The 23,148-nt window shown below is 36.1% G+C and carries 23 protein-coding genes; 18 read left to right on the top strand and 5 right to left on the bottom strand.

The annotated features are described in order from the left end of the window. Positions 1-27: 27 nt before the first annotated feature. From DUT69_RS11375 to DUT69_RS11365, 3 genes are all read left to right on the top strand, one after another. Positions 28-999: a PorP/SprF family type IX secretion system membrane protein gene (locus DUT69_RS11375; RefSeq protein WP_113653333.1), complete on the top strand. Its 972-nt coding sequence runs from the start codon at positions 28-30 to the stop codon at positions 997-999. A 36-nt stretch (positions 1,000-1,035) separates the two neighbouring features. After that, complete coding sequence (locus DUT69_RS11370) at positions 1,036-2,991, top strand: OmpA family protein (protein ID WP_113653332.1); 1,956 nt, start codon at positions 1,036-1,038, stop codon at positions 2,989-2,991. A 133-nt stretch (positions 2,992-3,124) separates the two neighbouring features. Beyond that, positions 3,125-3,835, top strand: a complete 711-nt coding sequence (locus tag DUT69_RS11365) for a hypothetical protein (protein WP_113653331.1) — start codon at positions 3,125-3,127, stop codon at positions 3,833-3,835. 28 nt (positions 3,836-3,863) lie between these two features. On the opposite strand, the gene DUT69_RS11360 is transcribed toward DUT69_RS11365, so the two are convergent. Further along, on the bottom strand, positions 3,864-4,094 hold the full coding sequence (locus DUT69_RS11360) for a hypothetical protein (RefSeq protein WP_113653330.1): 231 nt from the start codon (positions 4,092-4,094) through the stop codon (positions 3,864-3,866). An 85-nt stretch (positions 4,095-4,179) separates the two neighbouring features. Beyond that, on the bottom strand, positions 4,180-4,986 hold the full coding sequence (locus tag DUT69_RS11355; protein ID WP_205314255.1) for an endonuclease/exonuclease/phosphatase family protein: 807 nt from the start codon (positions 4,984-4,986) through the stop codon (positions 4,180-4,182). 190 nt (positions 4,987-5,176) lie between these two features. On the opposite strand from DUT69_RS11355, the gene DUT69_RS11350 reads away from it, so the two are divergent. Next, entirely contained in the window at positions 5,177-6,283 is a 1,107-nt protein-coding gene (locus DUT69_RS11350; RefSeq protein ID WP_113653329.1) for an NADH:flavin oxidoreductase, read from the top strand. Positions 6,284-6,334: 51 nt separating this feature from the next. Here the strand turns inward: DUT69_RS11350 and DUT69_RS11345 are convergent, their stop codons facing one another. Together DUT69_RS11345 and DUT69_RS11340 are read right to left on the bottom strand one after the other, a co-directional pair. Then, a complete protein-coding gene (locus DUT69_RS11345) occupies positions 6,335-8,143 on the bottom strand; it encodes a histidine kinase (protein ID WP_113653328.1) in 1,809 nt (602 codons plus the stop codon). A gap of 1 nt (position 8,144) precedes the next feature. After that, positions 8,145-8,471: a hypothetical protein gene (locus DUT69_RS11340; RefSeq protein ID WP_113653327.1), complete on the bottom strand. Its 327-nt coding sequence runs from the start codon at positions 8,469-8,471 to the stop codon at positions 8,145-8,147. 472 nt (positions 8,472-8,943) lie between these two features. Here DUT69_RS11340 and DUT69_RS11335 point away from each other — a divergent pair, with 472 nt between their 5' ends. The 14 genes from DUT69_RS11335 (at position 8,944) to DUT69_RS11270 (ending at position 21,984) form a co-directional block, all read left to right on the top strand. Continuing rightward, complete coding sequence (locus DUT69_RS11335; protein ID WP_113653326.1) at positions 8,944-9,321, top strand: MauE/DoxX family redox-associated membrane protein; 378 nt, start codon at positions 8,944-8,946, stop codon at positions 9,319-9,321. A 20-nt stretch (positions 9,322-9,341) separates the two neighbouring features. Continuing rightward, a complete protein-coding gene (locus DUT69_RS11330; RefSeq protein WP_113653325.1) occupies positions 9,342-10,502 on the top strand; it encodes an esterase in 1,161 nt (386 codons plus the stop codon). 205 nt (positions 10,503-10,707) lie between these two features. Then, positions 10,708-11,040, top strand: coding sequence for a nuclear transport factor 2 family protein (locus tag DUT69_RS11325; protein ID WP_113653324.1), 333 nt, complete (start codon positions 10,708-10,710; stop codon positions 11,038-11,040). A gap of 2 nt (positions 11,041-11,042) precedes the next feature. Continuing rightward, on the top strand, positions 11,043-11,360 hold the full coding sequence (locus DUT69_RS11320) for a nucleoside triphosphate pyrophosphohydrolase family protein (protein WP_113653323.1): 318 nt from the start codon (positions 11,043-11,045) through the stop codon (positions 11,358-11,360). 140 nt (positions 11,361-11,500) lie between these two features. Further along, positions 11,501-13,084: a Na+/H+ antiporter gene (locus tag DUT69_RS11315; RefSeq protein ID WP_113653322.1), complete on the top strand. Its 1,584-nt coding sequence runs from the start codon at positions 11,501-11,503 to the stop codon at positions 13,082-13,084. A gap of 145 nt (positions 13,085-13,229) precedes the next feature. After that, positions 13,230-14,984 carry a sensor histidine kinase gene (locus DUT69_RS11310; protein WP_113653321.1) on the top strand — a complete coding sequence of 585 codons (1,755 nt, stop codon included), beginning with the start codon at positions 13,230-13,232 and terminating at the stop codon, positions 14,982-14,984. Between the two features lie 53 nt (positions 14,985-15,037). Then, positions 15,038-15,685, top strand: coding sequence for a response regulator transcription factor (locus DUT69_RS11305; protein WP_113653320.1), 648 nt, complete (start codon positions 15,038-15,040; stop codon positions 15,683-15,685). Between the two features lie 382 nt (positions 15,686-16,067). Next, the gene (locus DUT69_RS11300) at positions 16,068-16,775 is read left to right on the top strand and encodes a hypothetical protein (protein ID WP_113653319.1); all 708 of its coding nucleotides are present in this window, start codon (positions 16,068-16,070) and stop codon (positions 16,773-16,775) included. A 253-nt stretch (positions 16,776-17,028) separates the two neighbouring features. Further along, on the top strand, positions 17,029-17,277 hold the full coding sequence (locus DUT69_RS11295) for a type B 50S ribosomal protein L31 (RefSeq protein WP_113653318.1): 249 nt from the start codon (positions 17,029-17,031) through the stop codon (positions 17,275-17,277). Positions 17,278-17,347: 70 nt separating this feature from the next. Continuing rightward, on the top strand, positions 17,348-18,517 hold the full coding sequence (locus tag DUT69_RS11290; protein ID WP_113653317.1) for a GlmU family protein: 1,170 nt from the start codon (positions 17,348-17,350) through the stop codon (positions 18,515-18,517). Positions 18,518-18,576: 59 nt separating this feature from the next. Then, positions 18,577-19,338, top strand: coding sequence for a triose-phosphate isomerase (gene tpiA / locus DUT69_RS11285; RefSeq protein ID WP_113653316.1), 762 nt, complete (start codon positions 18,577-18,579; stop codon positions 19,336-19,338). After that, positions 19,338-20,183, top strand: a complete 846-nt coding sequence (gene prmA / locus DUT69_RS11280) for a 50S ribosomal protein L11 methyltransferase (RefSeq protein WP_113653315.1) — start codon at positions 19,338-19,340, stop codon at positions 20,181-20,183. The genes tpiA and prmA overlap by 1 nt, the downstream gene beginning before the upstream one ends. 68 nt (positions 20,184-20,251) lie before the next feature. Next, positions 20,252-21,604, top strand: a complete 1,353-nt coding sequence (locus tag DUT69_RS11275; RefSeq protein WP_113653314.1) for a UDP-N-acetylmuramate--L-alanine ligase — start codon at positions 20,252-20,254, stop codon at positions 21,602-21,604. A gap of 47 nt (positions 21,605-21,651) precedes the next feature. Then, positions 21,652-21,984, top strand: a complete 333-nt coding sequence (locus tag DUT69_RS11270) for a helix-turn-helix domain-containing protein (RefSeq protein ID WP_113653474.1) — start codon at positions 21,652-21,654, stop codon at positions 21,982-21,984. On the opposite strand, the gene DUT69_RS11265 is transcribed toward DUT69_RS11270, so the two are convergent. Next, the gene (locus DUT69_RS11265) at positions 21,981-23,099 is read right to left on the bottom strand and encodes a GNAT family N-acetyltransferase (protein WP_113653313.1); all 1,119 of its coding nucleotides are present in this window, start codon (positions 23,097-23,099) and stop codon (positions 21,981-21,983) included. The genes DUT69_RS11270 and DUT69_RS11265 overlap by 4 nt on opposite strands. Positions 23,100-23,148 lie beyond the last annotated feature (49 nt).

Below are 23,148 nucleotides of genomic sequence, written 5' to 3'. Positions count from 1 at the left end.
TTCCGATTTATATAGCATTTAATAATTATGAAGAAATTACTTCTTGCCATCACAATAGCATTATTACTGTTTGATGTACCTGCAATGGCACAACAAGATGCCCAGTATAGCCAATATATTTTTAACGGTATATACATCAATCCGGCCTATGCGGGTTACAAAGAAAATCTCAATTTGCACATGTTTTATCGCAATCAATGGACTGGGATAGACGGTGCTCCAAAAAGTATGTCGCTTGCGGTTGATGCAATTGCCAACAATGGCAATGTGGGTTTGGCGTTTCAGGTATCTAGTGATAAATTAGGTGCGCAAAACAACCTGGCAGCTTACGGAAACTATGCTTATAGAATTAAACTTAACGATGAGGGAACATCTCGATTAGCACTTGGTGTTGGCTTGGGTGCTTTGCAGTTGGGAATAGACGGGTCAATGTTTAATCCGAACGATCCTGAACGTGATGCGCCAACGGGTAATCAAACGGCTATTGTTCCTGATGCAAGAGCCGGAGCTTATTTCTCAAATGAGCATTTCTTTGCTGGTTTTTCGGTTGATAATCTTATTTCGCAATACATAGAACTAGATAGGTACGCGTTCATTCCGCAACCTAAAGCACACTTTTATTTAACAGCAGGCGCTATGTTTAAACTTAGTGATGGCTTAAAATTAAAACCATCATTCTTGATAAAAGACGATCGTAAAGGCCCAACGAGTTTGGATTTAAACGCTTTCTTTTTATTTGGCGATAGATTATGGTTGGGCGGTTCTTATCGCACAGGAGTAAAACTGTACGAAAAAAATCACCTTCAAAACAACTTAAGTAATTTAAACTCGGCTATTGCTGCAGTTGAATTTTACGCTACTGATAAGTTAAGAATTGGTTATGCGCACGATTTTTCTGTAGGTCCTTTGAGAGGCTACTCCAGCGGTACTCACGAGATTTCTGTCGGCTTTACCTTCCTAAAACCAACAGTTAGAATGGCAACACCAAGGTTTTTTTAATTAACAAGAAGAATCAGATATCAAAAAATATACGTCATGATTAAAAGATTACGTCAGCTATTTATTATTTCTACACTGTTAATTTGTGTGTTAAGCGTAAATGCTCAAAACAGTTTAAAGCAAGGCGATAAACAATTTGAGCTTTATAACTACATAAAAGCAATTGATTTGTATGAACAAGCCTACAAAAAACAGAAAAGCCTACATGCTGCAGAGCGTTTAGCTGCAGCCTATAGCTTAACAAAAAATTATGTACAAGCCGAAAGTTGGGCAGCCGTAGCGGTTGACTTGCCAAATAGTAAACCAGAAAATGTTCTGGTTTATGCAAAAGCTTTACAACAAAACTCGAAATATACCGAGGCAAAAAATAATTTTGTTAAATATTTTGGTTTGCAAACAGGCCTTGATCCAAAACAAAAACAGCTTTGGATAGCTTCATGCGACTCTGCGCAGAAGTGGATGAAGTCTCCAGAAAGGTTGGATATTATTAACGAAAAGGCATTAAACAGCCAGCAGTCTGACTGGGCTGCGGTTAATTATAAGAACACTGTAGTTTTTACTTCTGATAGAGGAAAGGGCGAAACAAAAACAGAATCACGCAGACCGTTTTTGAAATTTGATGGTACGGTTTGGCCTCCAAAAAATGTGTACGGATGGACAGGTAATAGCTATTTAAAGTTATATGTTAAAGAAGCTGGTAAAGACAGTTTAAGCCTGTTTCCCTTAACATCTGTAAGCGATTACCACGTTGGTGCAACTAGTTTTACTTCCGACGGCAATACGGCTTATTTTACCTTAACCAGAATTCCTAAAAAGATTAAACGTCTTAAAAATAAGCCAAGTACCATAAACGTAGAATTGTACAGCAGCAAAAAAGATAGTGCTGGTAATTGGGCGGGTCCTATTGCATTTGCATTTAATAATGTAAATGAATATTCGGTTTCCGATCCATTTATTACTAATGATGGCTCTCGTTTGTACTTTACATCTAATATGCCTGGCGGTTTTGGAGGTAGCGATATTTATTACTGCGAAATTAGCAATGGTACATTTTCAAATCCTGTAAACGTAAAAGAATTAAATACGCCTGGTAACGAACGTAGTCCGGTTATTGCACCTAATGGCGATTTTTACTTTTCTACCGATGGAAGAGTTGGTATGGGAGGTTTGGATATTTTCTTGGCAAAATGGAAAGACAATCAGAATGTAGATATCCAAAACCTAAAATATCCTTTAAATTCTCCGCAAGACGATTTTGGCTTTAGTTTAGATCTAAACGGTAACATTGCTTTTTTCTCTTCTGATAGAACAGACGGTTTAGGCCAAGATGATATTTATAGTTTAAAAACGCTAGCAAGTGTTTCAGTAAAACTGATTGGTAAAGTTTTAAACGTGGATACGAAATTGCCAGTTGCCAATGCTTTGGTAATGCTTAGCAAAGAAAATGGTGGCATTTTAAAGGTAGAAACCGATGCAACTGGAGCTTATAGTTTTAACCTAAGTCCGTTATCAAAATATAAACTAGCTGGTATTAAAGCGGGTATGCTTACCGATTTGCAAGAGATAAGTGTCGGCAATGTAGATGCTTCGGAAGTTATAGAAAAAGATTTACACCTAAGGAATATAGAACTTAACAAGGGCATTAGAATAGAAAATATTTATTACGACTTTGATAAAGCTAACATCAGGCCAGATGCCGCAACAGAGTTGGATAAATTAGTTAAGGTTTTACAAAACAATCCTACCATTTGGATTGAATTAGGTTCGCACACCGATAGTCGCGGAAAGGATTCGTACAACCTTGGTTTGTCTCAACGCAGAGCTGATGCTGCAATTGCATACATAATAAGCAAAGGCATAAGCGCAAACCGTTTAACGGCCAAAGGTTACGGCGAAACGCAATTGGTTAATGCCTGCAAAAACGGCGAGAGTTGCACTGAAGAAGCACATCAGCAAAACAGGCGAACTGAATTTAAGATTGTTAAAATCTAACACAGCAAAACCACCTAAATAACGCTCCGGATGTCTCACAATAAATCACAAATTGTTAATTGTCAGACATCCGGTTTTTGTTTTTAATAAGATTGTAGACTGGTAGTCTGCCAAAAATGCAAGCCTTTTATTAATGCCGAGAGAAGAAAATTATAGTGGTTTATTGAGGCAGATTGTTTTAGATCGCTTAGTGCCGAAAAATATTTTACCACATGCAGACGGGAATTTATTTGTATTGGATAGGGGATGGTATTGTATTTTGGTAGAGTTTCAAAATTCGCAGTGGTCAAACGGAATTTATCTTAAAATTGGGGTAGATCTCAACTTCTATCCACGAGATTACTTTTTGTTTGGTTATGTAAAAAAGGAGACCAATTTTACTGTTTTCTCCGATGAAAAGCAATTAGGTGAGATTTTACATTCGCTCTGCGATATGGCACTTTGGGAGGTAAACGTTTTAGATCAGAAATTTAAAGATTTGCTTACCGCAAAGCGCACTTTAGATGCAGGTATAGATGTTTGGAGTTATTACGAAAAAGGGATACTTACTGCGTTAACAGGCAATTTTGAGAAAGCCCGCAATTATATCAGAAAAAAAGTGTCGCCACGCTCTTACGACAATGAAAAATGGGAGCTAGTGGGTTTCGCAAAAGATATGTTAACCTGGATGGATGATGAAGCGCATTTTGCACAACATACCATTAACTTGGTTAACAAATGTAGGGAATTGAAGAAAATGCCTTTTTTCGGTCACCCGCAACTGAATTTAATTTACAGAAAAAAGAATTCTTCGCTTCTATCAACTCTTAAGAAGCTCTTTAGCTTTGCAAAAAACAAGCGTTAATTTTTTGAGATTAACGCTTGACTTTTAATCATCTATAGTTTACTTCAAAACCACCATAGGTTAACATTTCTGCATTATGCGATACGAAAAGGTTTAGGTTTAAACTTTCAATAATTTGTTTCGCTTCTAAAATGTCTCTGTGCAAGTTGTTAACGCCTCTAATATCGATGCCTTTATCTAACATTTTAAATTTGCTGGGCTGAAATTTATCGATGAATTGCTGTAAATCCTTGCCAATTTTTTTGTTGTTGTTTTCCATTGTAGTTGTAAATTAACTCAACAAAAAAAGCAATATCGTTTTAAGTTAGTGCGTAGCTTATGTTAAGCTATTTGTTGTAGAAAGATTATTTTTTTAACCTTAAAACCGAAACAATTGGTAAATGATCTGATGCATATCTTTCATGAACAACTTGATGAGACACAACTTCGATTTCGCTGTTTTTTGTAAACGAAATAAAATCGATTGCAAATTTAGGGTTTACAACGGGGATGGTAAATTCGCAATCTTGGCAGGTTCTAGTAAAAAAAGCATCCAAAATTTTAACTGTTTCGCTCTCGGGTTTAGCATTCCAATCGCCTGCCATAATAAAAGGATAATATTGTCTTTTTCCAATTTCTACCAAAGCTCTTGCCTGCATTAGGCGATTAGTTTCCGCTTTTTGGGCATCTAAATGTGTAGCGCCAAATCTTATCTTTTTACCGTTGGGAAGTAATAGCGTTGCGATTGCCAAAATTCGAGGTTCGCCTTTTAAATCTTCTGCAGAAGGTAGTTTGAGTGTGGCGGTATCTTCTATTTTAAATTTCGAAAGTATGGCTACCCCGTAGTCGCCACCATCGTGGTCTATCGCCTTGGCAAAAAAGACTTCCATATTTAGTTTTTCAGCTAACAATTTTGCTTGGTTGATGTTGCCCGATCTTTTCGTGTTTACGTCTACTTCTTGCAAGGCAATAATATCTGGGTTTTGGCTGGCAATAGTTTTTGCAATGGCATCAACATCTATTAGGCCAGGTTTAGATGGTGGATTAGCATGATGGATGTTGTATGACATCACTTTTAGCTCTGTGGGTTGGGCAATGCCTATCAGTTTTTTTGTGCAACTAACTAATAATGTAATTGCAATTAGAAGCAACAAGCATCTTGATTTGTTCATGTTTTTGTTTTATGGGTGAAACTGCATTTTACCAAATTTTATTAAGCTAATTTTAATTTGATGTTAAATTATTGAATCCTTCGTTCAAACATCAATTTTTTGTCATCTCTCAAATGTTAATAGGTATATCGGGAAATTCCGATATATATTTGTCGGGGATTTCAAATCATCCTAATTAGATTTAAATATTATGAATACAGATAGCTTGTTTAAGCCATTTAACTTAAAATCGCTAAACATAAAAAACCGAATAGTAATGGCGCCGATGACGCGTTCATTTTCTCCGAATGGAGTACCTACAAATGATGTAGCCGATTATTACCAAAAAAGGGCAGAGGGAGAAGTTGGATTAATTTTATCAGAAGGTACAGTTATAGATAGAGTTTCTTCATCAAATGATGCTAACGTGCCACATTTTTACGGCGACAAAGCTTTAGCCGGTTGGAAAAACGTAATCGATAAAGTACATAGTGCTGGCGGTGCAATGGCGCCACAAATTTGGCACATGGGTATTATGGACAACCATCAATCTGGATGGGTACCATCACAACCTTTCGAGGGTCCGTCTGGTTTAAACAGACCAGGCAATAACAATGGTAAAACCATGACCGAAAAAGATATCGAAGATGCAATTATCGCCTATGGCAAAGCAGCTGCAGATGCAAAACGTTTAGGTTTTAACAGTGTAGAAATTCATGGCGCACACGGTTACCTAATAGACCAATTTTTTTGGGAGGGAACTAATGAACGTACTGATGTTTATGGTGGCAAAACTTTAGCAGACCGTACTCGTTTCGGTGTGGATGTAGTAAAAGAAGTTCGCAAACAAGTAGGGGAAGATTTTGCGGTAATTATACGTTTATCTCAATTTAAACCTTCTGCCTATACTAACCAATTAGCTAAAACACCTCAAGAAATGGAAGCATGGTTAAATCCGCTTGCTGATGCCGGTGTAGATATTTTCCATTGTTCGCAACGCCGTTTCTGGGAGCCAGAATTTGAGGGTTCTGATTTGAATTTTGCTGGTTGGGCTAAAAAACTAAGTGGCAAGCCAACTATTACCGTAGGTTCGGTAGGTTTAACAGGCGAGTTTTTAGCCGCTTTTGCCGGCGAAAGTTCTGAACCAAGTTCTTTAGAAGAACTGCTAAGACGTATGGATCGTGGAGATTTCGATTTAGTTGCTGTTGGTCGCCCGTTATTGTCAGATCCAAATTGGGTTAAGAAAATTAAAGAAGGTAAAACCGACGAATTAAAGGGTTTTACCAAAGAAGCGCTTGGCGAATTGGTAATGAGCTAACCAATTTAAAATATAAAGCCTCGGCATATTTGTCGGGGCTTTTTTGTACTATTAACTCAATTTATTTTGATTTAATATGGGCAAACAAATGGTCGCAATTGTTCCTCTATTATTAATTCCCGGAGATATGGTTAAGCTAGCCATATCACTTTTAGTTTGTGCATTTATCATTTCTAACCTTTCTTTTATAGAAGAAATACCAATGGATTGTTGTTTAAGCATTTTCTGAGTAGGTGTTTTTACTTTATCAGAAATGCCGATGCCATTATCGCTTACGGTTATACAAATTCCGTTTTCTAGTTGTGCCAAGCTCACTTCTAAATGCGAATCTGGTTTCGGTTCTACAATTAATCCGTGTAAAATGGCATTTTCTATTAAAGGCTGTATAAGCATTGGCGGTAACAAAATATGTTGCAATTGCAGGTTTTCGTCTACGTTAAAACTATAGGTAAATGAGTCGCTATAACGCATAGCTTCTAGTTCGGTATAAAGTTTTAAAGCCTTCCATTCACGGTCGGCAGTTACTAAACTTTTAGTAGAGTTTTCTAAAATTAACCTGCTCAAACCAGCAAATTTTTGTATTAACCTAGAGGCTATCACCTTTTCGTTATCCATTATATACGATTCGATGGAATTGAGCACATTAAAAATAAAATGCGGATTCATTTGCGATCGTATGGCCTTAAGTTCGCTCTCCGAAAGTTTGTATTGATAGGTTAGTTGCAGTTCGTTCTGCGTAGCTTCTTGTTGTTGTAATTTGTTTTTTAGTCTGAGTTGTTTGTTACTGTAAAAGGCAATGAGCAATAAGCCTAAAATAATGGCGCCCACTAATAAAACGACGAAGTTTCGTTGTCTTTCTTCAGCCTTAACATCTGCCAAAGCCAACTTTTGCTTGCTGATGTAAAGGCTGTCTTGCTGTTGCCTTAACTCGTATTTGGCGGTCATTTCTGCAACGGCATTTCCAATACTTTCGGTATTGATACTGTCTTTAGTTAAATTTTCTAAGTTTTTGTAGTAAAAAGCTTTATAGTAGTCTTTTTGTTGGTTGTAAACAAATGCAAAGTTGTGATACAAAGAAGATTTATTCGAGAGACTGATAGCAGATGTTATATAATTTTTTGCTTTTTGTAAAGCAACTATACTTTCATCAAATCTTTTCAGCTGCATAAGGCAATCGCCTTTATTAGCAAATGCTATACATAAGCTTGAACTATCCTTTGATAGGCTGAATAAGCTGATCGCTTTATCGTAATTACTTAAAGCTAAATCAAAACGTCTTTGTTTGGAATAGGTATCTGCGGTAAGTAATAACGCTGCATTTTTAGATTGATTATGTATAGAGTTGTTTTCAGCGACTTTGTTGAAGTAAAACAAAGCTGAATCGTTAATTTTTAAACTTTTGTAAGCTAAGCCGATATTATTCAAACAGTCAAACAGGCTAACACTGTCCTTTTGTGTTTTTTCACAAGCAAGCTGTTTTTTAAAATAATCAACAGCATTAGCATATCTATGCGTAAAACTCAATTCAATATTTCCCAACCTACTATACAGAAAAGATAGCGACGCAATATTTTTTTTACGTTCATTGAATTTTACCGCTTCCCCATAATAGAAAATACTCGAATCTATTTTATTAAGCGCTTCGTAATTATTTCCTAAATATAGATTTACGTTTTCATTATAACCAGTGTCTTTTCCTTTTAATGATTTTGCTTCTTGTAGTAACTTAATAGCATCTTTATATTTCTCTTTTTTCGTATTTTCCTGTGCAAGGAGAAGTAATGATCGGTACTCTTGTGAAAAGCCCAAGAAATGGATAAGCAAGAAAATTCCTGTAAGTAAAAATCTTGGGCTTAACATGCTATTTTTTTATAAGTTTTTTATAAGTTAAATTAAGCTTCAGTCTGTTAATAGCTTTGATAACATCATCTGTTACGGGTGGTGGCGTAGGTTTTGGTTTAACTAGTAGAAGCTGTTCCAGCTCCGCAACTCCTTTAACAAAAACCTTAGCTACAATTTCGTTTCCTCTTACTGTAATTCTAATTTCCAGGTCGTTAACATCGATATTTTTGTCAATAGGGAAGTTAATATTTAAGGATTTGCTTAGCTTTTTTGTTAAGGTAGATTTACTTGCCGTAGTAGCTTTTGCGCCTGTTAATTTGGCAATGGTTTTTTGCGGTGATTTCATGAAATTTTTTTTAATGGTTAGATGCTTTTTAAACTCTATTGAAATTACAGTTTATTGTTTGCTATTGCAACGTGTTTACTCATTTAAACTCGGGTTTTGCTAAGTGATATGGGTGTTTTTTGCTTGACTTGGTTCTTAGTTGCCAAAAAATTTATTCTCTGCTTTACTTAACCGCTAGTGGAGGACATGATATTTAAACATTTCTTTCGAATTATCTAATACCTTCGTCATTGCCAGCTCGACTGGCAATCGTAATGCAATTAGTAGGTGAAAAGGCTTAAAATGCTTTAAGGCCTGTGTTAACTAGCCCCTACAGTAGCGGAAATACTTTTTTGTTAATAAAACAAAAAAGATTGAAGCGAATGGAGGGACTAACGCCTAATAGTAGTACTGCAAATGCGCTTCAAATAAAAATAAACACTATGTTTTTTCGCTCTGTTTTTTTGCTTAGTTTTAATTAAAAAACAACATTATGAAAATTGTAAAAAATGTATTAAGTATCCTCTTCGGAATTATGTTCTTGAATGCTGGTTTAGACAAATTTTTCCATTATATGCCCATGCCCGAAAACATGCCGGCAGAGTTGATAAAGGCTGGAGAAGCATTTATGGCTATAGTTTGGCTAATGCCTTTGGTTGCAGTAATTGAGATAGTAGGAGGAATTTTATTTGCAATACCTAAAACTAGAGCATTGGGCGCAATTGTTATTTTTCCGGTAATGGTGGGTATTGTATTGCACAATGCCGTTTTTTTTACAACAACAGGTTTAGCAATATCTGGCGTTATGCTTTTAATAAATATTTGGATTATTGCCGATAATACCCATAAGTATAAAGCTATGATAGCTTAAATTTTATAAAAATATCCCTTATGATTAGAAAATTAACCCTTGGTTTTTTGTTGTTTGCTTCTGTTGTAGGTTATACCCAAGAGAACTTAAATTTTAACCAACAGAAAGAAATCGTATCGCCACAAATAAATGCCGATAAAACCGTGACGTTTAGGTTAATGGCACCTAACGCCACTAAAGTAGAATTGCAAGGGGATTTGTTGGAGAAAGGCACAGCGCCAATGGTTAAACAAACAGATGGCGTTTGGACTTTTACCACCACGCCATTAGCTTCTGAGCTTTACAGTTATTCTTTTATTGTAGATGGACTAAAGATGAGGGACGCAAACAATGTTTATCAGATTAGAGATGTAGCTTCGGTGGTAAATGTTTTAATTGTGGGTGCTGGCAAAGCCGACAATTATTTGGTTGCCAATATACCGCACGGCACAGTTGCTAAACGATGGTATAACTCGCCGGGTAACAATGGCAAGCAAAGAAGATTGACCGTTTATACGCCTCCAGGTTACGAAAGTAGTCAACAGAAATACCCAGTTTTGTATTTATTGCATGGCATGGGTGGCGATGAAGAGGCTTGGAGTGCTTTGGGCAGAACGGCACAAATTTTAGATAATTTAATAGCGCAAGGTAAGGCAAAGCCGATGATTGTTATAATGCCAAATGGAAATGTGTCACAACAAGCGGCACCAGGCGAAGATGCCAAAGGTTTGTACAAGCCAACCATGCAATTACCAAATACTATGGATGGTAAAATGGAAGAAACCTTTACTGACATTATAAAATTTGTAGAAAGTAATTATCGAGTTAATGCAACTGCAAATCAGCGGGCTATTGCAGGTTTGTCTATGGGTGGTTTTCATTCCTTGCATACCTCTAGATTTTATCCAAAAACGTTCGATTATGTTGGCTTGTTTTCGCCTGCCATTATGCCTTTTGGTAAAACTACATCGCCAGTTTACGAGAATTTTGATGCCACTTTAAAAAATCAATTTAACAATGGCTTAAAATTGTATTGGATTGCGATAGGTAAAACCGATTTTCTGTATAAAAACGTAGCTGATTACCGAAAAAAGTTAGATGGCTTAGGCGTAAAATATACTTATGTAGAAAGTGAGGGAGGCCATACTTGGGCAAATTGGAGAGATTATTTGATGCTTTTTGCGCCTCAGCTTTTTAAGTAGCTATTTTTGCGATTTGTCATTCCGACTAAGGAGGAATCTGTTTTGACGGTTTTTAAAATAGATTCTTCACTTGTTTCTGAATGACAAAATTTCGAGGGAATTTCATTCCGATTTCAGAGTAATCTGCAAACTTGTATAGAAAAGATGTAAACAGATTGCTCGCTCTCGAAATGCGGGACAGGTTAGCTTAAATGTAAATTAAAAAATGGATATTAAATCAATAGTAAATAAATGGATTAGCGTGAGCAATGCTTACGATGTAGAAAAATATTTGTCGTTCTTTTGGGAAGATGCCGTTTTGAATGATCCTTCCGTAGGTAGAAAATTTGTTGGTCACAAAGGGATAAGGGAATATTTTACCAGTTATTTTATAGGTTATAAAACACAAAGCGAGCTCGTTAAAATAGAAGTTAACCAGAATGTGGCATATATAGAATTAGCTTTTACAGGAGAGTTTCCTGAAGGGAAAATTAACGGAACGTTTGAATTAAAATTTAAAGAAGGAAAAATAGCAGGAGCTAAAGCAGATTTATTATAACTATGGAAAACGATTTGGATGAAATAATCCGTCGCTCTTTGGAGCTCAGAAAAAAATATCATCAATTAGAAATGCAACATCACGGTAGCGAATGGACTGTTAGCGAAGATGCACTTGCATTTTTAACAGACGCAGGTTTAGTAGGCAGACATGTAATGTCGCAACAAGAACGTTGGCCAAAAGCTGATACAGATAGAGAACTTGAACATAAATTGGGCGAAAGTATTTGGTGGTTGATAATTTTAGCCGATAGGATGAATATCGACATTAAACAGGCCTTGACCAATTTTTTAACCAAAACAGAGCAACAATTAAAATGAAATGGATTTTAGAACAATCCATTTGAGGCTTTTATTTTGAGATTATAGTAGAAGCTTTTTGCTACTTTTGCAGGCTAAAAATAAAATTTAATTCATCATCCCTAAAAAACGAACATTATACAAAACAGACAAAAAAATTAATGCACACCTTACTACCTTTTTTTCTGGCCATGATTGCGGCAATTGTATTGCTAAACATGTGGGCCAACAAGTTAAAGATTGCTTATCCTATTTTGCTGGTAATAGCTGGATTAGCAGTAAGTTTTATTCCCGGTTTACCAGTAATCAAAATAGACCCGGATTTAATATTTTTCATCTTTCTTCCGCCACTTTTGTTTGAGGCAACTTGGTCGGTTTCTTTTAAAGAAATGAAAAAATGGTATCGCATTATAACCAGTTTTGCATTTTTGGTGGTGTTTTTTACTGCGCTTTTAGTAGCTGTAGTCACAAATTATTTTATCCCCGGGTTTACGATCGTTTTGGGCTTTCTTTTGGGCGGAATAGTTTCTCCGCCAGATGCGGTAAGTACCGGCGCAATTACAAAATTTGTTAAAATTCCCAAATCTACATCGGCGATATTAGAGGGCGAAAGTTTGCTTAATGATGCTTCTTCATTAATCATATTCCGATTTGCGATGGTGGCTGTAGGCACTGGACAATTCATTTGGCACGAAGCTGCATTAAGTTTTGTTTGGATGGTAATTGGAGGTGCCGCAATAGGGCTTGCACTAGCTTGGTTTTTTGTACAGGCGCAGAAACGTTTGCCAACAGATGCGCCATCGGATATAGCTTTAACCTTAGTACAGCCGTATTTTATGTATTGGGTGGCAGAGCAATTACATAGCTCTGGCGTGCTGGCCGTTGTGGCAGGTGGCTTATACATGTCTACCCAACGTTTAGTTTTTTTAAACAGTGCAAGCCGAATTATGGGCTATAGCGTTTGGCAAAGTTTCGTGTTTATTTTAAATGGAATCGTATTTCTCATTATCGGTTTAGAACTGCCAGAAATTGTAAGCGGAATACGTTCTGCAGGTATTCCGTTAAGTACTGCTATTGGATATGGGGTATTGGTAACCGGAGTTTTAATTTTTGCCAGAATGCTAAGCAGTTATGCTGCATTAGTAGCCACAATGATTTTTAGGCCTCAAAATACGCCAAGGGCAATTTCTAAGAAAAGACGCTGGTTAATGCCTGCACTATTAGGTTGGACAGGTATGCGAGGCGTAGTTTCATTAGCGGCGGCTTTATCTATTCCCGTTACTTTAGATAACGGAACTTTATTTCCCCAAAGGGATTTAATATTGTTTATCACCTTTGTAGCAATTCTTTTAACCTTGTTGGTACAAGGTTTAACCTTACCTTACATAATTAACAAAACCGGTTTGTTTGAAGGTATTTTTGATGAAACCGACGAGGAGGTTACTCGCAAAAAGATGAAACAAGGGCTTAAAACTCATATTTACGAATATTTAAAAGAGAAATATGCAGATGAAATAGGAGGAAATACAGTAATTGCTAAACTTTTACAACAGTGGGAAGAGCGTGCAAAAGCAGCGGATGATACGTGGATGAGTGAAAAGTCAAAACTCATATTTGTAGAATTACTAGAAATTCAGCGTCAATATCTAACCGAACTTAATAAAGATCCAAAAATTAACGAAGAGATTATTCGTCAGCAGTTGTATCAAATTGATTTAGAAGAGGAAAGATTGAAAATGATCTAGCAAGAAACCATCTGAAGGCTTTTTAAAAATCACTTGAACTGAGTATATTATTAAGGCCGGCATTACTAGCTCTACATACGTTTTTTGTTTAAGCAAACTGTTTGAACGGATAAAAAACATAAGTGCTTTTCCCTATATTTATTAAATGAGAAAAGCGCTACTCGTATTTTTGATTTTGTTGCCTTGTATTGTATTTGGCCAGCGTGTTAAAAACCAGCAACCAGATGCCGATCAGAAATTTATACTAGATGCTTTTACCAAGGCAGATGAGTATATGAATACCGATCATTACGACTCAGCGCAGGTTTGGCTCAACAAAATCTATTTAAAAGTTAGCTATCGTAAACCATCCTTATTTTCTTACTTTTTAACTACCAGGCAGGCAGAAGTTTATTATTATAATAATTTGCATGAGCTTGGCATGCAAGAGGCTTTAAAAGCAGAAAATATTGCCCGTGTTTTAAAAGACAGCATATTAATTGCCGACGCTTGCAACTTTATTGGACTATTTTATCTGAATGGTCAGAAGTTGACAGCTGCCGAAAAGTATTTTAAACAAGGTCTTAAGTATACGATCCAGCCACCATATAAAAAAGAGTATATAGAGTTATCTAAACCGCATCATATTTATGGAAATTTGGCCGAAACCTTCGAAAAAATGAAGGAGCCGGATAGCGCCATCTATTATTGCAGAATCTCCTTAAAAAAGGCAACGGAAATAAATTCACTACGTGGTATCGCAACTGGCAATTTAAATTTGGGAAGTGCATTTATTTTAAAACACGAAATTGATAGTGCGTATAAATACTTTGAGCAAACTAGAATTAAGGCCATAAAAAGCGAAGACTTTGACGTAGAGTTAACCAGTTATAGTGGTTTGGCAGATTGCGCATCCGATAGATTAGATAAAATAACTGCATTTGCGCAATTAGATAAAGGCTTCGCTCTGCTTTCTAAATATCCCCAACTAAATGATTTTTATGGTGCCATGTTTTTAGAAACCGCCATTAAAATTTACAGAAGATATGATGTAAAACCTCTGCTAATAAAAACGTTAGATCTTAAATCAAGTATACAAACAGCAACCTATAATAGAAATAACACGCAGATCCAAACCCTGCTTTTAATGGGTTTAAAAAATGAAAAGACCATTTTTAACCTAGAGATCGAAGAATCGAGAAATAAACAAAGTCTGGCCAATACCAGAATGTATGTTTTGTTATTAGCACTTTTAACTGTGGTTGTAGCCTTTGTAGCCTACCGGTATTACGCCTTACAACGTTTACGCTTAGCAAATTTAAGAACTAAAATTAGCCAGGATTTGCATGATGAGGTTGGCGCAACATTAAGCGGAATTGCAATGTACAGTTACATCACCAAAAGCCAGCTGGAAGGAGGCGACAAACAATCGGTTAACCAATCTTTAGATATTATAAAAGATAATGCTAGCGAAATGGTGGCTAAATTAAATGATATTGTTTGGGCGGTTAATCCCTTAGAAGATAATTTATTTGCCTTAACACAACGTTTAAAAGAGTTTGCGCTACAAATTGCTACAGCTAAAAACCTTCGCCTAGAGTTTACCGCAAATCCAAACCTAGAAAGCGTAAAACTTAGTATGGAACAAAGAAAAAACATCTATCTTATTTGTAAAGAAGCAATAAATAATGCGGTAAAATATAGCGAAGCTTCATTGCTTAAAATTGAAGTTACAGTTGCTCAAAAAGATTTATCTGTGCTCATTGCCGACAATGGAATAGGTTTTCAATCTGCCTCTGCAAGTAAAGGTAATGGGTTAATAAATATGGCCAGTAGAGCTAAAGAAATTAATGCAGAACTTAAAATTGATGGACTAGGCGAAGCCGGAACTACCGTAACTTTATTTTGCAAAATCACCTAAAAGGGGATAGCCCAAAAGCTTAAAAAGTAGCATTTTTGTTTAAACTGAAAATAATGGAAATCAACGTTGCAATTTTCGAAGACAATAAACTAATACGGGAAGCATTGCAAACCATTATAAATGGAACTTCTGGTTTTAGGTGTACCGGAACTTTCGCAAACGTAAATCAGGTAGAAGCCGATGTTTTGTTTAGCAAGCCCGATGTAGTTTTAATGGATATCGAGATGCCAGGTAGAAGCGGTATAGAGGCAACAAAAATAATTAAGGCTAAATTTCCCGATATTAAAGTTTTAATACAGACGGTTTTTAACGATAACGATAAAATATTTAACGCACTTTGTGCCGGCGCATCTGGCTATATTTTAAAAACAGATTCGCCAATGAAACAGCTACAAGCTTTAGAAGAAGTGTTTAATGGTGGCGCTTCCATGTCATCGGCAATAGCGCATAAAGTATTGCAGTTTTTCGTAAGGCAAAACGTAATATTGGTGCAACCGCAAGAAACAGATTTTAACCTCAGTGCCCGCGAAAAAGAAATTCTCTCTTTAATGGTAGATGGAAATAATTATAGAAATATAGCAGATAAGGCATTCATCAGCTATGAAACTGTTCGTACGCACATAAAGCATATTTATAAAAAACTGCACGTAGCTTCTCGGTCAGAAGCCATTATGAAAGCTAAACAGCAGGGTTTGTTGTAAGCTAATTTTATATTTATCTCTAGCGTGGCTCAAATATTTAAGCTTTTTTTTAGAAAAGCAATTGTTTTTCTCCGTCGGTTCTTTCTGTCCCGCTTTCCGCTCCAATCTTTTAACCTTATATTCCCTAAAGGGAAATGGTTAAAAGTATTTCCACTACAATCGGGTTTAAAAAACGCATTGCTTTGCTACTATTTAATAATTAAGCCCACGCCGTAACTAAACAGAATAAAAGGCACAAGTTAATCAGCGGTTTTAATCGGTACAAAATACCTCAACCAACATCTTTTTATCCAAATAATCACTCATTGTGGTATTGTCGGGTCATCTTTTATAAGGCAATTTTGAGATAGAAATTAAATTTAAAATCCTAAAAATTAAAAAGATGAAAACAAATACTAAAAGTATGAAATGGTTAATGGTTGTTTTGGTAGCCCTAAGTTTTATGGCTTGTAAAAAAGACAAAAAAGAAATTGTAGATGAAATCGTTAGGCTCGATATTCAAAAAAAACAAATACAGAATATTATTCCCGATCAGTATTTGGATTCGTTAAAAAAGCTTGGTTTAAACATAAACACAGGTATTGATCCTGTAAATTTGGAGGGCTACTATGCCATAAATCCTTTAATACTGCAAGCCACCAACATTGTAAAAGATTTTCCTATCGGTCACCGTTTTACCGATGCTCGTTTAAAGTTGTTCAATCAGGATGAAAATTTTGGCATTAAACTGATCGGCAAAGGTTTTCTTGCAACAGCAGACACCAGTATTGTTACGGCTATTTCTGGCTCAGGTAAGGATTTTACCGTTTACGGTAAAGTTAAATCGCAAAGAAACGGTAAGGAGGCAGATTTTGCTATTCTTGTTTCTGGAACCATGGAAAACAATACGATACGTAACTTCAAGTATGGTCTAATCTGTATCTCCAATAAAAATAATTCGACAGATGCGAATTTTATTCGCGAGGGGCAAGCACGTGTTGTAATAGAAAGTGACCAATTATCAAATAGGATTAATGAAACCGATTTCCTAGCTTCTAAAAATCCCGAGAGCAAATTGCAGTTGTTAAGCCCGGGATTTGTAAAGCCTTAAAATAGAGTTATCTTTTAAAAAAAGTAGATCTAAATGTTTTAACATTTCTGGGTATTTTTACGGATATAAATCAATACCAAAATAATAATACATTTTTTCAGTCATCTATTGCATATCAAAAATAAAATTAAGATATTTGCATCCTCTAAAATAGAGATAAAAAAGATTAATAGGAGCCGTCATCAGCTTTGTTGCCCGCAAAACGCAATCAAGTCATTGGCCCTCCACACAGATAACTTAAAATAATATTCAAATGAAAAAAGATTTGCATCCATCAAGCTACAGATTCGTTGTTTTTAAAGATATGTCTAACGAGTATCAGTTTTTAACTAAATCATGTGTAGAAACTAAAGAAACTATCAAATGGGAAGATGGAAATGAATATCCATTATACAAATTAGAGATTTCTCACACTTCTCACCCTTTTTACACTGGTAAAATGAAGTTAGTTGATACTGCTGGTCGTATCGATAAATTTAAAACTCGTTACGCAAAAAAATAATTTTGCAAAAACAATATATTTTCGAAGTCCCGAAGCCATAAGCTCGGGACTTTTTTTATTTTTGTAGCTTATGATGATCAATCTATTTGATGATGTTTCTTGGCTCTCGCTTAGACCACTAACATTTACCAGGCCCGTGGCCGATTTACGCGTTGGTATCCTTACCATTGCAGAAAAGTGGGCAAAGTACCTAAATGCCGATGCCGGATTTATAACACAAACATATTTAAGCGTAAAATATCCCGCTAAGCCGGCCAAACTTTTTATTAATGGCTCGGTTTGCCCCAATAACGACTTGCTTACTGCTATAAACAGGTTAAATGAAGGCGAGGTGTTAGTTATAGATGAAATTGTTCTTGCTTATGCAGTTAACACAACGCTGACTTACGAGAAAGCCATAAGTGAACTAAAACAAATCGTTTTCGATGGCAGTTTTACCCATATTCAATTTCCTGAAGATATTTTTAAAAACAACGATAAGGAATTAAGATTGGATTTTGCCTTGCTTACCGAAGGCAGAACATCGGCTACGCTACACGAAAGCAACATAATAATTGGCGATAATCTATTTGTAGAAGAGGGCGCAAGTGCCTACTGCTCTACTTTTAATACTTTGCAAGGCCCAATTTACATTGGCAAAAACAGTCAGGTTTGGGAAGGATGTAATATTCGTGGCTCCTTTGCGCTTTGCGATAACTCGCAGGTTAAAATGGGCGCAAAAATTTACGGACAAACTACCATAGGCCCGTTTTGCAGGGTAGGTGGCGAGATTAATAATGCGGTAATTTGGGGTTACTCGTCTAAAGGTCATGATGGTTATTTGGGTAATGCAGTAATGGGTGCCTGGTGTAACATTGGCGCAGATAGTAATAACTCAAATCTTAAAAATAACTATGCTGAAGTTAGACTATGGGATTACGAAAAAGAGAGTTTCCGTAAAACGGGCTTGCAATTTTGTGGTTTAATTATGGCCGATCATGCAAAATGCGCCATTAATACCGCTTTTAATACTGGTACAGTTGCGGGGGTTAGTGCTAATATATTCGGTGCTGGTTTTCCGCGTAACTTTATCCCGGATTTCTCTTGGGGTGGTGCACATGGTTATGAAGTTTACGGACTGAAAAAAATGTTGGAAACTGCAAAATTGGTACTGGCCAGAAGAGATATGGAACTTGACGATATGGAGGTTGATATTTTAACCGAGGTTTTTGAAAGAACGCAGCAACACCGAAGATTTTAAGGCTGTATAAATATTAATATAACACGAACGGTTCTATAAACGTTCAATAAATAAAAATTATGAGAAAGAAAATTGTAGCAGGTAACTGGAAAATGAATTTAGATTATAATGAAGGAATTTCATTGTTTTCTGAGATTGTAAACATGGTAAGAGACGAAAAAAAAGGTGATCAAATTGCTGTAATTTGTGCACCTTATATTCATATCAATAGCCTTGCGCAATTGGCATCTGGTGTGGTAAAAATTGGGGCGCAAAATTGCCATCAAAACGAAAGCGGTGCTTATACTGGCGAAATTTCTGCTAAAATGGTAAAATCCACCGGTTCAGAATATGTAATTATCGGTCACTCAGAACGTAGACAATATTTTGCAGAATCTGACGAATTATTAGCAGCCAAAACAGTAATTGCTTTGGAAAATAACTTAACTCCATTATTCTGTATCGGCGAAACTTTAGATGAACGTAATAACGGAAGCTATTACCAAGTTTTAGAATCGCAGTTAGAAAATGGTGTGTTTAACTTAAGTGCTGCGGATTTTGGTAAGTTGGTTTTGGCTTACGAGCCAGTTTGGGCTATAGGTACGGGCTTAACCGCAACACCTGAGCAGGCACAAGATATCCACGCATTTATTAGAGCTAAAGTAGAAGCTAAATACGGCGTAAACGTGGCCGACGATGTAACTATTCTTTATGGTGGAAGCTGTAATCCGAAAAACGCTGCGGAATTGTTTGCACAGCCAGATATCGATGGTGGTTTAATTGGTGGTGCTTCCTTAAAATCTCGTGATTTTGTAGATATCGTTAAAACTTTCAACTCATAATGGAGTATAAAAAAGTTGCTTTTAGCTTTGCTAGTATAGAAGAATATCAGCACGACTTACTTATTGCGGCATTGGCCGATGTTGGTTTTGATACATTTGAGGATACGGTAGAAGGCTTTGATGCGTTTGTGGTTGCAACAGAATTTAACGAAACCGATTTTAATAACGTACTAATGGATTTCGGGGATGAACTTCAATATACTTATGTTATTAGCGATATTGAACCGGAAAACTGGAATGAGGAATGGGAGAAAAATTTCTCTCCGTTAATTATTACCGACGAATGTTATGTAAGGGCTACATTTCATGATGAGCAACCTCAGTATAAATACGAGATCGTAATCGACCCTAAAATGGCATTCGGAACTGGTCATCATCAAACTACAACTATGATGATGCAATATATTCTAGAAAATAATTTTGTTGGTAAACTAGTTTTGGATATGGGAGCTGGAACCGGAATTTTAGGGATTTTGGCATCGAAAAGAGGAGCAACTGAAATCATTGCAATTGATAATGATGAAGTTTGTTATCGCAGTGCGATAGAAAATGCTGCTTTAAACGAAATAACAAACCTAACTTCACTTTGTGGGAGCAAGGAGGAAATACCAATAAAAGCTTACGATATTATTTTGGCAAATATTAACAGAAATATCTTGCTTGATCAGATAGAGACCTATGCCAAAGTTTTAAAAAGTGGTGGGCAAATTTATTTTAGTGGTTTTTACGAAGAGCCAGATTTAAATATGATTAAAAATCATGCTGCTGATTTTGGACTAAACTACGTGAGCCATAAAAAAATAAATGACTGGGTTGCCACAAAGTTTGAAAAGATAAAAAATTAATATTGCAATAAAGGTAAAAGGGTTGTTCTGCAATCCTTTTATCATTTGTTGCTTTTTGTAATAGAGATATGCGTATACATTTTATAGCTATTGGTGGTAGTGCAATGCACAATTTAGCCATTGCGTTACACAAAAAAGGATTTAAGGTTACTGGTTCTGATGATGTTATTTTTGAACCGTCTAGTGGCAGGTTGGCTAAATATGGTTTATTGCCACAAAAAATGGGCTGGGATGATGACCGTATCACATCCGATTTGGATGCAGTGATTCTTGGTATGCATGCTCGGTTAGATAATCCAGAACTATTAAAAGCGCAAGAATTAGGGCTAAAGATTTACTCTTATCCAGAATATATTTACGAACAATCTAAAGACAAGTTAAGGGTAGTTATTGGTGGTAGTCATGGAAAAACGACCATTACCTCTATGATACTCCACGTGCTTAATTATTACCAGAAAGATTTTGATTATTTGGTTGGCGCACAGTTAGCTGGTTTTGAAACAATGGTAAAAATCACTAACGAGGCACCGGTAATTATTATTGAGGGTGACGAATATTTAGCATCGCCTATCGACCGCCGACCAAAGTTCCACCTATATAAAGCTAACATTGCGGTAATTAGTGGGATTGCTTGGGACCATATAAACGTTTTTCCCACATTTGGGGATTATGTTGCACAGTTCGATAAATTTATTGATACGATAATTCCCGGTGGAAAATTAATTTATTGTGAAAATGATTTAGAATTAAGAAATATTGTTGTTAACTCTAAAGCAAAAATTGAGAAACTAGCGTACACAGTTCCGGGACATCAGGTAATAGATGGTGTAACATATCTTTTGCCACAACATACAGCTCTAAAGGTGTTTGGCGATCATAATTTAATGAATTTAAATGCAGCAAGATTGGTGTGTGCTCAGTTAGGTATTGATGAAGAGAAATTTGCTAATGCGATAGCATCTTTTACTGGCGCAGCTAAGCGTTTAGAGCTTTTAAGCAGTAATCATTCTACCAATGTCTATAAAGACTTTGCTCACTCACCATCTAAGTTAAAAGCCACTTTAGATGCAGTTAAAGCACAATTTAAAGATAGGAAACTTGTTGCTTGTATAGAACTGCATACCTTCAGCAGCTTAAACAAAACCTTCTTGGCAGAGTATAGAAACACTATGGACGAAGCCGATGTGAAGATAGTTTACATAGACGAAAAAACGTTTAAGCAGAAGAAAATGGAGCCGTTAAATGAAAGGGATGTTCAAACATCTTTTAACGATGAAAATATTTTGTTTTTTAATGAAGCTGAGCAATTGGAAGCTTATTTAAGAGGATTGAATTTTGAAGATACGAACTTGCTGTTGATGAGTTCGGGTATCTTTGGCGGAATGGATTTGATAAAATTGGCATCAGAGTTGGATAAATAAAAGCATCACAGCAATACATTGTTATGCTTAAACCAAAATCTGAACAAATGAATGTTATAGGAATCAACATTAGACAATTGCGCCAAAAAAATGGCTGGAGCCAGGGAGAGGTTGCTAAAAGATTACAAATCTCAATACCTGCATTTTCAAAAATTGAAACGGGAATTACAGATATCAATATTTCCAGACTAGAGCAAATTGCCAATTTGTTCGAAGTTTCAACGATGCAAATTATCTCTAAAGATATTGAGAATATACACGCAGGAAGTTTTACCGAAGTTGGGATATTAAAACAAAAGGTTTCGGTACAGGAAGATGAGATTATCAGCCTGCAGAAAAAAGTTATAGATCTTTACGAAGAAATAAGAAATAGAAACTAAAAAGTTTTACGCATAGTCAGGTGTCGCTTTCCAAAAGTGGCACCTGTTGCTTCGTGTATAGCGATCATTTTCTCATTAAAATCGCCCACCCAGCTTAATTCAAGCTCTTTATACTGGTTTTTTGGCAATACGTACTCGCCAAGTTTTATAAATAAGGCCGACTCTAAGCCAAGCTTCTGGAAGCTAGTTTTAGTGCCCATCACAATTGCCCGCATCCTCGTAACACCAAGCCATCTTCTGTAGGCAAACTTTAATTTTTGTATTAGGCCTAATTTCCCATTTAATCCTTTTATCATTTGGTTAGCATCTGGTATAATTACAACAAAGGCTGCAGGTTCTCCATTTGCGTATGCAAACCAAATAAGCTTTTCGTCCATTATAACTTCCATCTGCTTAAAACTCTCTTTAAGCGTTTCTTTTTTAATCGGCACAAAGTTCTCAAAATCCTGCCATCCATCATTGTAAATTTCCATTAAATGATTGATGTATTTGTCTGCTTCTGCCTTTTTAAAATGTTCGAAACTATAATCTGGCTTAGCTGCAACCCAATTTGCAATTTTGGTAAAACGTGCCGGGAAAGGAATAGTAAGATTGATATGATTTGTAAGCTGTTCGTATGCAGTTTCGAAACCATAGTTTTCAAATAATGAGCGGTAATAAGGGCGATGGTAGTTCATACCGTAAGATGGGGGAGTAAAACCCTCTACCAGTAATCCCCAAAACGTATCATTTTCTCCAAAATTAATAGGGCCTTCAACTGCTTTCATCCCTTTATGCTGTAACCAGCTTTTGGCTGTATCAAACAATAAAGTTGATGCCTGTAAATCATCTAGACACTCAAAAAAACCAATTCCTCCAGTTGGAACATCGTAATTGTGTGCCTTTTTTTCGTTAATAAAAGCTGCGATCCTACCTATGGTTTGATTTTGATCGTTTTTTAAAATCCATCTGATGCATTGTCCGTGCTTAAAAAATGGGTTGCTTTTTTCGTCAAAAACTTTTTCAATATCTGCGTCTAATGGTCTAATCCAGTTAACATCATCTTTATAGATGAAATTTACAACTTCTAAAAACTCTTTTTTTGATGCGTTATCGTTTACTGGCAGTATGTTCATTTGTAGGATACAGTTGTTTAAAATAAAAAGCATCCTTATAAAAGGATGC

This window comes from Pedobacter namyangjuensis, from assembly GCF_003313325.1.
In the GTDB taxonomy this organism is placed as follows: Bacteria; Bacteroidota; Bacteroidia; order Sphingobacteriales; family Sphingobacteriaceae; genus Pedobacter; species Pedobacter namyangjuensis.
The sequence above is the reverse complement of the archived record's forward strand: the minus strand, read 5'-3'. Positions and strand labels throughout refer to the sequence as shown.

Coding starts and splice junctions, on each gene's coding strand:
- DUT69_RS11335 (WP_113653326.1), top strand. CDS start 8,944: ATGAAAATTGTAAAAAATGTATTAAGTATCCTCTTCGGAATTATGTTC.
- DUT69_RS11305 (WP_113653320.1), top strand. CDS start 15,038: ATGGAAATCAACGTTGCAATTTTCGAAGACAATAAACTAATACGGGAA.
- DUT69_RS11300 (WP_113653319.1), top strand. CDS start 16,068: ATGAAAACAAATACTAAAAGTATGAAATGGTTAATGGTTGTTTTGGTA.
- DUT69_RS11275 (WP_113653314.1), top strand. CDS start 20,252: ATGCGTATACATTTTATAGCTATTGGTGGTAGTGCAATGCACAATTTA.
- DUT69_RS11340 (WP_113653327.1), bottom strand. CDS start 8,471: ATGAAATCACCGCAAAAAACCATTGCCAAATTAACAGGCGCAAAAGCT.
- DUT69_RS11370 (WP_113653332.1), top strand. CDS start 1,036: ATGATTAAAAGATTACGTCAGCTATTTATTATTTCTACACTGTTAATT.
- DUT69_RS11375 (WP_113653333.1), top strand. CDS start 28: ATGAAGAAATTACTTCTTGCCATCACAATAGCATTATTACTGTTTGAT.
- DUT69_RS11365 (WP_113653331.1), top strand. CDS start 3,125: ATGCCGAGAGAAGAAAATTATAGTGGTTTATTGAGGCAGATTGTTTTA.
- tpiA (WP_113653316.1), top strand. CDS start 18,577: ATGAGAAAGAAAATTGTAGCAGGTAACTGGAAAATGAATTTAGATTAT.
- DUT69_RS11310 (WP_113653321.1), top strand. CDS start 13,230: ATGAGAAAAGCGCTACTCGTATTTTTGATTTTGTTGCCTTGTATTGTA.
- DUT69_RS11360 (WP_113653330.1), bottom strand. CDS start 4,094: ATGGAAAACAACAACAAAAAAATTGGCAAGGATTTACAGCAATTCATC.
- DUT69_RS11325 (WP_113653324.1), top strand. CDS start 10,708: ATGGATATTAAATCAATAGTAAATAAATGGATTAGCGTGAGCAATGCT.
- DUT69_RS11320 (WP_113653323.1), top strand. CDS start 11,043: ATGGAAAACGATTTGGATGAAATAATCCGTCGCTCTTTGGAGCTCAGA.
- DUT69_RS11290 (WP_113653317.1), top strand. CDS start 17,348: ATGATGATCAATCTATTTGATGATGTTTCTTGGCTCTCGCTTAGACCA.
- DUT69_RS11265 (WP_113653313.1), bottom strand. CDS start 23,099: ATGAACATACTGCCAGTAAACGATAACGCATCAAAAAAAGAGTTTTTA.
- DUT69_RS11270 (WP_113653474.1), top strand. CDS start 21,652: ATGAATGTTATAGGAATCAACATTAGACAATTGCGCCAAAAAAATGGC.
- prmA (WP_113653315.1), top strand. CDS start 19,338: ATGGAGTATAAAAAAGTTGCTTTTAGCTTTGCTAGTATAGAAGAATAT.
- DUT69_RS11295 (WP_113653318.1), top strand. CDS start 17,029: ATGAAAAAAGATTTGCATCCATCAAGCTACAGATTCGTTGTTTTTAAA.
- DUT69_RS11350 (WP_113653329.1), top strand. CDS start 5,177: ATGAATACAGATAGCTTGTTTAAGCCATTTAACTTAAAATCGCTAAAC.
- DUT69_RS11355 (WP_205314255.1), bottom strand. CDS start 4,986: ATGAACAAATCAAGATGCTTGTTGCTTCTAATTGCAATTACATTATTA.
- DUT69_RS11315 (WP_113653322.1), top strand. CDS start 11,501: ATGCACACCTTACTACCTTTTTTTCTGGCCATGATTGCGGCAATTGTA.
- DUT69_RS11345 (WP_113653328.1), bottom strand. CDS start 8,143: ATGTTAAGCCCAAGATTTTTACTTACAGGAATTTTCTTGCTTATCCAT.
- DUT69_RS11330 (WP_113653325.1), top strand. CDS start 9,342: ATGATTAGAAAATTAACCCTTGGTTTTTTGTTGTTTGCTTCTGTTGTA.